The 12,618-nt window shown below is 40.1% G+C and carries 12 protein-coding genes; 7 read left to right on the plus strand and 5 right to left on the minus strand.

Translation table 11 applies throughout. The annotated features are described in order from the left end of the window. Positions 1–4: 4 nt before the first annotated feature. The 4 genes from MKX75_RS07630 (at position 5) to MKX75_RS07645 (ending at position 3,929) form a co-directional block, all read left to right on the plus strand. Positions 5–313, plus strand: coding sequence for a hypothetical protein (locus MKX75_RS07630; protein WP_339169125.1), 309 nt, complete (start codon positions 5–7; stop codon positions 311–313). Between the two features lie 262 nt (positions 314–575). Then, entirely contained in the window at positions 576–1,223 is a 648-nt protein-coding gene (locus MKX75_RS07635; protein ID WP_339169127.1) for a hypothetical protein, read from the plus strand. A 200-nt stretch (positions 1,224–1,423) separates the two neighbouring features. Continuing rightward, positions 1,424–2,917 (plus strand): RNA-directed DNA polymerase, encoded by a 1,494-nt coding sequence (locus MKX75_RS07640; RefSeq protein WP_339169128.1) that lies wholly within the window; start codon positions 1,424–1,426, stop codon positions 2,915–2,917. A 247-nt stretch (positions 2,918–3,164) separates the two neighbouring features. After that, the gene (locus MKX75_RS07645; protein ID WP_339169130.1) at positions 3,165–3,929 is read left to right on the plus strand and encodes a hypothetical protein; all 765 of its coding nucleotides are present in this window, start codon (positions 3,165–3,167) and stop codon (positions 3,927–3,929) included. Between the two features lie 334 nt (positions 3,930–4,263). On the opposite strand, the gene MKX75_RS07650 is transcribed toward MKX75_RS07645, so the two are convergent. Further along, entirely contained in the window at positions 4,264–4,767 is a 504-nt protein-coding gene (locus tag MKX75_RS07650; RefSeq protein WP_339169132.1) for a hypothetical protein, read from the minus strand. Positions 4,768–4,974: 207 nt separating this feature from the next. Beyond that, positions 4,975–5,223: a helix-turn-helix transcriptional regulator gene (locus MKX75_RS07655; RefSeq protein WP_339169133.1), complete on the minus strand. Its 249-nt coding sequence runs from the start codon at positions 5,221–5,223 to the stop codon at positions 4,975–4,977. Between the two features lie 164 nt (positions 5,224–5,387). On the opposite strand from MKX75_RS07655, the gene MKX75_RS07660 reads away from it, so the two are divergent. From MKX75_RS07660 to MKX75_RS07670, 3 genes are all read left to right on the plus strand, one after another. Next, positions 5,388–5,573, plus strand: coding sequence for an aspartyl-phosphate phosphatase Spo0E family protein (locus MKX75_RS07660; RefSeq protein ID WP_339169134.1), 186 nt, complete (start codon positions 5,388–5,390; stop codon positions 5,571–5,573). A gap of 36 nt (positions 5,574–5,609) precedes the next feature. Next, a complete protein-coding gene (locus MKX75_RS07665) occupies positions 5,610–5,918 on the plus strand; it encodes a hypothetical protein (protein WP_339169136.1) in 309 nt (102 codons plus the stop codon). 190 nt (positions 5,919–6,108) lie between these two features. Next, a complete protein-coding gene (locus MKX75_RS07670; RefSeq protein WP_339169137.1) occupies positions 6,109–6,708 on the plus strand; it encodes a hypothetical protein in 600 nt (199 codons plus the stop codon). 102 nt (positions 6,709–6,810) lie between these two features. On the opposite strand, the gene MKX75_RS07675 is transcribed toward MKX75_RS07670, so the two are convergent. The 3 genes from MKX75_RS07675 to MKX75_RS07685 all read right to left on the minus strand — a co-directional run bounded on the left by MKX75_RS07675 (position 6,811) and on the right by MKX75_RS07685 (position 12,541). Further along, on the minus strand, positions 6,811–8,490 hold the full coding sequence (locus MKX75_RS07675; RefSeq protein WP_100529643.1) for an ABC transporter substrate-binding protein: 1,680 nt from the start codon (positions 8,488–8,490) through the stop codon (positions 6,811–6,813). Positions 8,491–8,808: 318 nt separating this feature from the next. After that, on the minus strand, positions 8,809–10,419 hold the full coding sequence (locus MKX75_RS07680) for a response regulator (protein WP_339169138.1): 1,611 nt from the start codon (positions 10,417–10,419) through the stop codon (positions 8,809–8,811). A 310-nt stretch (positions 10,420–10,729) separates the two neighbouring features. Next, positions 10,730–12,541, minus strand: a complete 1,812-nt coding sequence (locus MKX75_RS07685; protein WP_339169140.1) for a histidine kinase — start codon at positions 12,539–12,541, stop codon at positions 10,730–10,732. Between the last annotated feature and the right edge of the window lie 77 nt (positions 12,542–12,618).

Genomic DNA, 12,618 nt, shown 5'->3' on the forward strand with positions numbered 1-12,618 from the left:
TACAATGGAAACTAAAATACTGTTTGGCGTGGGGTTAGTCTTCGATACTCCGGAATTCGGAACCATCGTCATGGGGGCCAATGAAGAGTTGGATGAACTACTTCCGTCAACAATCAAAGAGATGATCGGTAAACAGATTATCATAAAAAAAACGGATGGGGAAGAGCAAGTGTATGGAGTCATTTCTACTCAAATTAATCATTCTATAGCTGGTAAAAAGAATATCGGTATATGTTTGGGGAAAGAGATATCCCCGGAGGAAATACCATCTGGTTCATTTGTTTATTGTTATTCATCAGAACAAATTGATTGATAGTGTAGATTGTGCAAAGATGACATTAAATAGAGGTTGATTATTGAATTTACTGTGCTCATCTCTACTTCCGCAATGATCCAAGGTCAAAGGAGATTTTTTATGAGTATTAAAAATACGCAAGAAGCAATAAATCCAAAAATTGAAAACACACTAAATAAAACAAGATCAGTCCAATCTGACTCACTAAAACGTCTATCAGTTCGTGAATACAAGAACGTTATAAGTAATCGGGGAAAATAATTTGATTATAGGTGATTCTATGAAAGCACTAATATTATCTTTTTTCCAAGACTATGGTGTTGTTTTACAGACCATAAGCTCTATTTTTTTACTTGCGGTTACAATTATTTATGTAGTTGCAACTTATAAGATCATACACTCGTCCCATAAATCTTTTTTAAGGCCACTAAAGATAAACGATGAAGGGAATCAACTGATTGTTAAAAATTTCGGTCCAGGGATTGCGATAAATATTAAATTATTTATTAATACCAATATTTTTAAGAAAATCGATCCAAATAAAGACCCCACAGGAATAATTTTTGAAATATTTAAAGATAGATATAAACTAACAGAGAGTGAAACATTTGAACTGGAACCTGGTCAAAACATAAACTTCATATATGAAAAAGAAGTGATAAGATTTGATAAACTATTATTATACTGGGAAACAATAACCGGAGAACGAATGTTAATAAGGTACAATATAAATTTATCTCCTAATGGTCGAATCGATATAGTTCGATACAAGAAGCTCAGATTAAAGAGTTTAAAAAACACATTATTAGCGCCATTACAAATTATTTCATCTATCCTTGTTGGAGGTATGATGCGACCAACATTTGAGGAATTTTTAGAAGGAGAAAGAAAAAAGAAAGAAAAGAAAAACAAAAAATGGTTGATTTGATTATTCGAAGATGGCCCCGATAATATAATACAAATTATTCACGCAATGGTCCTGGTGGCCCTTGGTCTTAAGAGGCATTTCTAGAATTGAAATCAGTAGGAAACCCCATTCGTTTTCATGAATACGAAACGTTATACCACAGAAATATAACAAAATGAGATCTATAAAAAAATGAATGGAGATTTATGATGAGATTAACAATGTATAATTTAATTAAGTGTGGATTTTTTTCGGACAATCTGCCATCTCAAGTATTCACAAGTATTGAAATAGCAGATTTTCTTAAAAATAATCCATCAATTATAGAATTGAACTCAACAAGTTTAAAATCTAAAAAGATTGAGTTTACTCCTTGTTTATTTATTTCAAGTTACAAGAGTGACCTTGAAAGAAGAATTATAGCTCTCCCTCATTTAGATATGTACTTTATGCTATGTGAAGCTATTGAAAAACATAGAAGAGTTATAGAATATAAGCTTCGCCAAAATCAACATTCGTATTCTAATATCATTTCCCCTAATCAAATCAAAGGATACAAGGTTTTTTCCAGATTTATAAAGAATTATCATGACCGCACTATTTATTCTGCTGGTTACAAATATCTTTTGAAAATAGATCTTAGTAAATGTTACGAGAACATCTATACGCATAGTCTAACATGGGCCTTATACGGTAAGGAAGATTCAAAAAATGAACTTAAAAAGCAGCCAAAGTATAGAGATATAACATATAAAAGCTATGACGAATTTGATAAATTAGTTAGATCTATAAATAATAATGAAACTAAGGGAATCCCAACAGGCCCTCTAAGTTCTCGAATAGTTTCAGAGGTTATTTTAACTTCCATTGATGAAATTTTAAATAGTGAAGGGTACCATTTTAAACGTTATGTCGATGATTATAATTTCTATTTTCGAAATGAAAGCGAGATAAATGAATTCATCCCTTTTTTTCAAAATATTCTTTATGATTATAAATTACATATTAATACTGAAAAGACTCAAGTTAATAAGTATCCATATCAACTGAATCAGGACTTTGCTAAAGCTTTAAAAGAACACGATTTTTCTAAGGATGGATACTTGAAATATATAGAAAAAATGATAGAACTTCATCAAAATAATAATAAAGGGGTTTTGAAATACGGATTGAAAATTTTAAGTAGTCATACTATTCCGCAGAAAGAGAAAAAGCTTGTTTTCTCTCATTTAGTTAATATGATTCTTACATTTCCTAATATGGCCGAATATGTGCATAATGTCATATTGAATAACAACTTCACTTTCGATAGAAGTATACAACACAATATAAACAATATATTAGAAAGTTGTCTTAATTATAAGCATGAGCTTGAAACTATATGGTTGCTTTCTGTTATGGGTTCTCTCAATATGCCAATTGAAGTTGAAAATCTTGTGAGCATCATCAATTATTCTGAACCACTTTCTACAATTATGGCTTTGGATTATGTACAAAAGCAAAGTCTAAATAGAGAGATTGAAATTCAAAGTAGCACTGATCAATTGAAAGCGAAATTAAATAATGAATCTATTTACGGAGATAAGTGGATTCTTATATATGAGATTAATAGAAATCAATGGATTAGAGGGCTGAGAAATATATTGAATCAAAGTCAGCTTTTGAAGAAAGCATTAAACAATGATGTACGTTTTTATATCAGTCCTTTTAATTAAATAAGAACTTATGAATATAACTGTTGAAAGTGAGCTCAAGCGGCGGTTCCTTTAGTTTTAATCTAGCAATATATCAATTGGCTAAGTCTGGCTCTCTGAGTCTTGATCGATTTGATTATTAGGAATGCAGGAATGCTACATTCAACATAATTGAATCAATATATTTGATGAAAGCTCTCTTATATTGTTATAATATTTCTTGCTTATCTAAATAATAAGCCTGCTTAAAAGAAGGGAGGTTTAGAAGTTGAATGAATATAAAGAGAAAGTAAAAAGCTTATGGAAAGATAAAGAAAATACTTATTTCATCCACTACTCATGTCAAAATTTAAGTGATGATAATGAGGGATATTCCCCGCGTATCACCTCGATTGCTGTTTTACATTATCAGAGTAAGCAAATGTACAGCTTTTCAATGCAACTCGTTGCTGAAGAGCTGGATATTAAGAGAGAAGAAATATTTGAACATTATGATAAGATTGAAGAACAAATGCTTGATAAATTCTTTGCTTTTGCAGCTGAACGAGGTAATGCTGCCAATTGGATACATTGGAATATGACCAATAGTAATTTCGGATTTGAAGCGTTGGAACACCGATTTAAAGTGCTCTCTAAAAAAGATGCTTACCGAATTAATGAAAATAAGCGTTACAACCTTTCTAAAATTGTGAGAAAGATTTATGGAGATAACTTTGCAAAAGATCCAAAGATGTTAAGTTTAATGGAGTTAAATGGTGGGAGAGACCGTAATTTTTTGACGGGTGAAGAAGAGGTTAGGGCATATAAGGCGAAAGAATTTGTTAAGTTACACAATTCAACAATGTGCAAAGTATATTTTTTTAGTAACGTGTTTAGTAGAATCATTAAGAAAAACCTTCGAACAGAAAACAATCAATTAAAATATAAAATAAATGAACTCTCTCAGTCTCCAATAGTTCAAATCTTAGGAATTGTAGGTATCATAGGGACATTAATCTCATTAATACCGTTAATTCTTTCTGTTTTCAGATAACATCTATTCTATACAAATCCTTAGTATTCTATATAGGAAAACTTTTGAAACATCGTCTAACAATGTATAAATTAATATTACAATCCGTAGTCGATAAGAAGAATTTCTAAGCAGTCTCTGACAGGCCTATGCTTATGCTTGGCGTTGTGAATACAGAGGGGCAGCCTGAGTTAGTTCCATAGCAAAGACACTTTGAAAAAAAAGTCTTTGCTATGACTTTTTATATACTTACTGGAAGATGAATCGGGGATGACATATTAGAAAGAGTTTAAAGTTAGACAGCAAGATCAGACACCATAATTGATATATCGCAGTATCATTATAAAGTGTAAAATTATTGATGTTTCATTTTTAGTTTTTTTACTTTGAATTCACTAAGTTGTGCACTTATCCTTGGATCGAAAAAGTCAGATTTGAAAACTTCTAAATCTTGTGTGTAAACTGCTAACCGTATAAAAATATTTGGATTTTTATAATCTTCACTTTCTGGTAACCATCCTATTGAAGATGTATTAGGCAAAACGTTTCTATTAATTTCATCTCCGTCTGAACTTTCAACTTGTGGTATATACTTTATTCGATCTATAAATTTGTTGAATTCGTATAATTCTATGTATACTTCGGAAATATACGTAGATCTTTGAGAAGTATTCAATATTACATACTGATACCTGTGTTCTTCTCCCGCTCCTAAGTTGCTTAACGCTAACTTCACCCTCAATTTCAATCTTACCTTTTCTTTATTTTGCTTAATCATAATTACTATTGGTACGACTATACTTCCTATCAAAGCAATAATTAGAGTGGCTATAATATTAAACGTATCCAATAAACTCATTCCTCTCCTAATTTTGAATAATTCTTAGATCACAAAAGTATCATTATGAGTATAAAAGATGATACTTAAACGGTATTGAAACATTGATCTTCACACGTAAAGAAAATTAACACTATTTGCGGTTTTATTCTTGAAATTGGAGCAATGCATTTTGAAATGATTATGTTAAGGTACATCTGGATAGATAACGCTCACTTTTCACCTCATTTACTCAGACTCTCCAAGCAAATACCCCACAGAAACCTCCAAAGCTTTCGCAATTACCACCACTTCATAATCTTGAACAAGACGATACTGACCCTCTAAACGTGAAAGACTGGTCTGACTGATATCCAAACCCAATGTTTGCAATTTGGCGAGGAATTCTCGTTGTTTGATGCCCTTACTTTTACGAATAGATACGACTCGGGAGCCGATGATGTTTTTGTCGCCAGGCGGTTCTTGTCTATGCTTCATTATGTACACCCCTCATTTCAACCAAATTGTATGAGAAATAATGGTTGTTTTAATGCGGATATCGAATTAAAATGAAATAAACCGATATTCGCATTAAAACTGACTGCTCACGTCTAGGATTACCAAGATATGGCGCAGTTTAGACCCATCAGAGAGGTGGATGTATGAGCCGGTTGCTTGACTTATTGGAAGAGGAACGGCGCAAGCTTAATCAGCTTGGTGAGGCATCCTTGAAGCAAGCGATTCCGTTATGGGACAATCCCGAGGTTCAGGAACAGAGCCGAAGGGTGGATGAACTGGTGGCACGAGTGAGTGGAATGAAGGCGAGACATAACCGAGTTGTACGATGATGAGCGAGGTACATAATGCGTAGGGGAGGAGAAGCAATGGATTTTCCACAGTGGATGCAACGAGCGATTCAAGCAAGGCTGGATGAGGTGACTGCCCGGATTGAACATGATCCTGAACTGAGTCGAGTACGTGGGGGAACAGACGAAGCATTTGAAGTTTTGTTTGCAGGTAATGATGTCGAGCAAACACCTGAATATATCGAGTGGGAGAATCGTTATATTGTCAGCAAAGGCATAGAAAATGAGCGGTTGTATATGCAGGGACTACGAGATGGCATTCAGCTCACAGTATCCTTGCTGGGTCAGTCGAAGTCGATGTCAGAGGAGACCGATACAGAGGCTTGATCCACTAAGGCGAACCCATAAGTCAGGGGAAGCTGCCTTGATCTTAACTTAAAAACCGGAGCCGAAGCGCGAATCTATCGCTTCGGCTCCGGTTTTAATGCTCAATTTTCCAAATTCTAAATTAAGGAAAGGAGGGCGTTAATGATGTGTTAAGCTTAAAGAAACAAAGGCAGAAGTGAGGTATGGTTATATGAAAAAAAAATCTAAATACTTAATCCTGCTTTTTATGTTTATTGCGATTGTGTTTATTCTGCTTTTTTTAAATACCAATAAAAATGAAGCCAATGAGCCAGTGGTTAATGGCAATATCATTCACGTCAAAAACTTTGATCTGGATGCCAAATCAACGAATTTAAAGACTATGACAGAAGGGTCGATATTCGTTGAGGGTGAGAAGGAGCATATTGATCATATCAAGATAGTAGCACATGTAGAGATTGACCCTACTGACTGGGGTGGTGTTGCATTTTATCTCCCTGATCAATGGAGTGTCGCCAGCATCACCAGCAGTTATCCTGAACATCAATCGAAGTTGAAGCCTGCTGAGTATGTATCCACTTGGATGAATTCTTCTGATGACTCTTCATGGCGCACGATGATTGAAATTGGGAGAGAACGAAATTACATAGCAAATGGCGGAGGTACTGGAACGATTGTGATCGAATTAAGTCCCGATAAAAAGGGGATGTCCACCTCTGAGTCATTGAAAATTGGTATTGAGGTCGGATCAGACGAGAAAGATGGAAAGAGAGTTATGGGCACAGATTCTGTTGAAGTTCCTGTATTTTAAAGTGCTAGGATACCTAAATATAGAAAAACAAGCCGAAGCGATGGCAATGCACGCTTCGGCTTGTTTTTTTGATTATTTTGAACCGTGTTACTTCTTCAACTCTTACTTCGCACTTACCGATTTAAACCAATCATTCACTTCTTGCGTGATCTGATCACCGCCATTGGATTTCCAGTTGGCGACGAATTGGTCAAAGGCATCAATTGGCAAATTGCCGTAGATGATTTTGTTGAAGGTTTCCATCTCGGACTGGCGGAGCAGGTTCCATTTGGATACCATGGTTGGTGTTGCAGCGCCAGTGAAATAGTTTTGTTTACGGACGTCGATCTGGGACATAACGACTTTACCAGCATACCAGTTTTCCGGTTTACGGAATTCGGCCATTTGTTTCTCGTAAGGTGTTTCAGGCTTCTCGCCGTTGGCCAGCTTCACGAGTGTTTTCATGTACAGATCCGGGATACGTGCTGGGCCGGTCAGGAAAGGGAATTCGTTGGAGAAGTCTTTGATCTTCTCTTTGTCACTGGTCGGTTGTCCGTCAATGATATCCCAGTCGTAACCTTTGGCGAAGCCGTATTCATACTCACTGCCCGCTTTCGGGTTCGCGAGGTTGTCCAGCAGGTAGTTGTAATACAAGAAGATGGCTTCTGGATGCTTCGCATCTTTGTTGATCATGATACTTGCGTTGACACCAGAGTTCTGCCACTTCGTACCGATCTTGCCGTCTGGGCCAGCTGGCACAGGGTAAGCTTTATACTTTGAGCCAGGTACGTTCTTCAGCAGGTCAGGTGCAGGCCAGTCCGGTACCCAGTTTGCGCCAGGCAGAATGCCCGCTTTGCCAGCTGTCCAGCTTTCAGCGGATTTGCCTTCGTCCCACAGAGCGGAGTCAGCGTGGATATAACCTTTATCCATCCATTCAGCCAGCTTGGCAAGAGCTTGTTTGGCACCCGGGTTAACGGAGCCGTACTCGAGGTTGCCGTTTGCGTCTTTGTTCCATTGCTCCTCAATTGTGCCGTATGCACCGAACAACCAGTCGAGCTGACCCATCCAGGTGTTGGTGTTATTTTTCAGCGAGATCGCCAGCGGGAATACTTTGTCTGGAGACAGACCGTCCGGGTTTTCGTTTTTGAATTTGTCCATGATGTTCTCAAGATCCGCGATAGTTTTCGGAGCTTCCAGGTTCAGCTTCTCCATCCAGTCCTCGCGGAGCCAGAGCAGTGTATCGTCGTTGTCGGTGTACTCCATGATCGGCATGTTGTATTTCTTGCCGTCCTTGGTGAACGGATACCACAGTTCAGGATGTGCTGCTGCGTGATCTTTCAGAGTCTGACTCGCGTACTTGTCGAACAACTCATCGATGGCGATGAATTGACCGGAGTCGATCAGCTGATTCGTCAGTACCGCATTGGTGGGTACCGTTACGAAATCAGGCAGCTTTTCGCCAGAGGCGATAGCCAGTTGCAGCTTTTGTCTGTATTGATCGTCATTGGCCGGATACCAAGTATCTTTGTGTTTCATACCCAGCGTTTCGAGCATCCAGCGATCGTGCACGTTATTTTCTTTGGTATCTCCTTGCACGTATTTCTTCGGCATTAATACCGAACTGAACTCGATCGGTGGATCATATTTTCCTTTAGCAAAAGCAGCTTCTGCTTCCGCTGAGCCGACAGTTCCCGGCGTATTATCGGTACCATTGTCACTGGCTGTCTCGCCACTGCCGCACGCAGTGATCGTGATGAGCGCGATAACCATGAGCAGTGACCACCATGTTTTGAATTTGATCATTGTTCAATCCCCCTACGGTGTATGATCTTTACAAATGCGTGTTCAAAAAGGCCGGTTTTCAGTACCGAGAAGATGGGATGAAGCTAGAAATGGAGTAGCGGAGCGTAGATAGAGCTACGTGAGCAACGGACATTTCGGTTGAATCCCATATTCGATGCTGATGATGCCGCTAGGCATCCTTCGTAATCAAAAGCGGACTTTTTGAACAACCTCTACAATGTAACTGTACCAATTTGGGCGGGAGGGCATCTATATGAGTTTGTTAGTTTCGATAGGACTCTATTAGTGAATGTTCAATAAGATCGGTTTTCAGTCATGTTATTTATGCTGGTCTCTGTATTCTTGCGGCGTAACGCCGAATTGACGCTTGAACACTTTGATAAAATATGCCGGGTCCATATAACCAATCTCCATGCTGATTTCGTACACTTTTTTGGTGGTCGTGACCAGCTTGTGGCAGGCCCGATCCATACGCAGGCGCGAGATATAATCACTGATGCCTTCGCCCGTTTCGATCTTGTAGATTTTGGACAAATGGGTCGGGTGCAGATTGACATGGTCAGCGAGCACACGCAAAGACACATCCAGATGCAGGTTCTTATCTGTAAAATCCTGAATCTTCTTCACATACTCCGAACGGATGTCCTTGATCTCGTTGGACGTGCCTTCCTTGAGTTTGCCAAGCACGCTGAGCGACCATTTCCGCAATTTGCTGATGGTAGCGAAAACTTCCCCACTTTGCAAATCCTCGACATCATTGCCCATTAAAGTGGTCAGAGTCAGCTTGTTCCGATGGGCGATGTTAGTGAACGAAGCCGTAATAAGAAAACCTGCCTCCATGCAGTGCTCCCAGGATTCCGACCATTTCTCATCCAGCTCTGCGCAGACCGCGAGGATTTTCTCTTCGGCTGCATCCCATTGTCCGCTTTCCAACAGACTAATGAAGGTGGGCGGGGTGTACAGTACATCCAAGGGACCTTGCGCCGCAGGTGTCTCGACATCGCTGACACGCATGACGAATTCGCGTTCGTCTCCGACGATCTGCCGGAAATAGGCGGAAGCCTGACGGAAGCGATCGTAGAGCTGATCCGGAAAGGTGAACCACTCGGTGATAACGATGGAGAGGGAGCCTTTCAGAAACTGTTTTACTTTGGATTGAAGCTGAATGGACAGCTTCTCCAGAATGGTTTCTTTGCCAATATCGCCTTTCCGATCTTTAAACTGAAGCAAAAAAACCAGATATCCGTGCTCCTCCTTGACGCCCCACACTTCCATAAACTCACCCATAATCTCTTCCGCCATGTTGATGATCGCATATTCGATCAGGGTCTGATCATTGCTGTCATAGTGTCCGAATTCTTCTTCCAAACGAACCAACATTAATGCGGCATCTCCGGTATGAAAGGGCAGATCGTAATTGGCGATTTTCCGCTCCCATTCGGCAGCGGCGATTCGTTGTCCCTGTAAAGCTCCTAGTAGCAGTCGTCCCCGCAAATGGGGGAGATTCTCTCGCAACGTAAACTGCGTCCGTGTCAGTGAACTGACAAGTTCCCATTCATTATTTAATTGATCGATGGCCTTCTGAACAGCACCCATTAATTCATCATCAGTAGGGGGCTTCAGCAGATAGTCTACAGCTTCGAACTGGATGGCTTTTTTGGCGTAATCGAATTCGGAATACCCGGATAACAGGATGCATTTTATTTTTTTGTCACGGATGCGGATACGTTCAATCAGTTCAATGCCTGTCATTTCAGGCATCTGAATGTCTGAGATCACGATATCGATGGGGTGGGTGTCGATCATTTGTAGTGCTTCGTGTGCCGAGTATGCTTTATGCATATGTTCGATCCCCAGCGTGTGCCAGGGCTTGGTCATGGACAGGTTATCGACCCAGTGTGCTTCATCGTCTACGATCATCATGTGCATTATAATGTCTCCCTTGGTGGTTGGTATATAAGGCCAATAATTAAAATCAAAGGATACGTGAAGTGAACAAAATCGCTACGGATTTGAAGGGTTCTTTCGATCGCTGTTCAAGCCCCATTTTCTGAATTAGATGATTATAAGGTTAAAATGGTGCTTGAAAGGCGAACACTTCGTTTCTACAGAATCCCTTCAATCCTTCGCTTGAGTTCACGTAAATTCTAATCATTTATTTTAAACAAGGCCTTATATAAATGTTCACGTGTAAATGGTTCGTTCAAAATCAAATAGTCAACTTATCGTTAGTATCGTATCAAGTTGTATCGGTATTACCTTTATCGGAATCTGTGTCCTCTTTTGGTATCTCCCAGATGATTTCGGTTCGGAATCCGCCTAGTGGGGATGGGCCGAATAGGAGGTAGGAGTGACTGCCGAACAGGTGCGTGATTCGTTGGTGCGTATTCCAAAGGCCGCAGCCCATTTCTTCTTGTAAAGGTTCCTGCATTTTCAAGTTCAGCGCTTCGTACTGTTCCGGGCTTAAGCCTGGACCATCGTCGTCGATGTATATTCGGCCAAAACCATTCAAACGCTCCCCGGTAATTCGGATTTCCCCGGATGAATAGGACTTCGCTACACCATGTATGACGGAATTCTCGACCATCGGTTGAAGCATTAATCGTGGCACCGACTGGGAGAGCATATCCTCAGGGATATCAATGTGATACTCAATTCTACCATTACGCAGCTTCTGGATATCCAGATAGTTGATCAGCAGCTTGATCTCTTCTTGTAGCGACGACGTCTCCCGTTCCATACGGGTGGTGTAGCGATAATATGCACTTAGGTTATGCGCCATGGAGACGACGGCTTGCTCGTCCTTCATCTGGGCCATGTTGATGATATAACCAAGACAATTATATAGGAAATGGGGATTGATCTGGGCCTGCAACTGCTTCAGCGTTGCTTCCCTGGCTCTAATTTTCTCATGGAACACATTCTCGATCAGATCCTGAATCTGATGGGACATATCATTAAATCTACGGAACAGGAATGAGAACTCATTCTGGTTTTTGCTATGCAGTCGGACAGAATAATCTCCTTGCTCTACGCGGCGTAAGCCTTTGATCAGCTTTTTGATCGGATATTGCACATTCCGGTACAGCAGGATTGACGCAGAGATCCCCACCACCAGGAGCAGGATCATACAGGTGTAGAACAGATTCTGACTAAGCGAGATGGGTTTCAGAATCTGATACAGCGGGATCACATCAACCAGATGCCAATCCAGATAAGTGGACTTTACTGAGCTAACCAGATAGTTCTTGCCGTTCAGTTCGACCACATCCTGTGTGGTATCTTCGGGAGAGTGCGTATCCAGATATTGAATGAGTTCTGCAGATAACTGCTTGTCCGCGCTTCGATTGAGAATGGGTGAATTTCCTTTGTGATACAAGAAAGGATCGCCTTGTCCGCCAGCCTTATACGTATCCAGCATATTTTGAATATTCTCATAACTGAAGCTCGCTTCAATCACCAGATTACTTCCCGTGAGCATTCCCGGCTGTGCCAAGGAATCGGTATAGAACCAATAGAAGGATTGCAGCTTGTCTTTTGATTCCGCACCTTGGTCCCCATAGGTCCATTGTCCGCTCATATTCTTTTTCAAATACGCTTCATCATACCCTGTGGTTCGATTGTAGTTGGCGATGACATCTTCATTCTGCTGTGAATGCACCGCATATCGGGTGGGCCATATATCAGTAACACCGGTTTGCAGCATCATCTTCTCTTGTATCACATAACGGGTCTGCATCCGGTCATATCGATCATCCCACATGTTAAGGCCGTTGAACGCTCTGACATTCGGGTCTCGGGAGAGAATCAGGCTGAAATCCATCATCTGATTGATTCGGGAGTCGATCTGACTGGACAAAAACGTGAGCTGTTTCGTGTTGGAGATCTGCAGTTCTTTGCTGACGACATCATAGGTGACGTTGTTCGAGTAGGTGTACATGATCAGAATAGGGATGAATAAGACCACAATTAACAAGTTTATTTTGGCAAACAGACTGAATCGGGATCTGGTAGTACCTTGAAATGGCATTAAGCGCTTCCATATATGCATGAAAAGTCTCCTTCTAATTCGTGTGTAAACAACCTCTTCCGATGATATCCCTAACAAAACACTATCAAGCCTAACAA

Origin of the sequence: Paenibacillus sp. FSL R5-0341, from assembly GCF_037975235.1 — a bacterium.
In the GTDB taxonomy this organism is placed as follows: domain Bacteria; phylum Bacillota; class Bacilli; order Paenibacillales; family Paenibacillaceae; genus Paenibacillus; species Paenibacillus amylolyticus_A.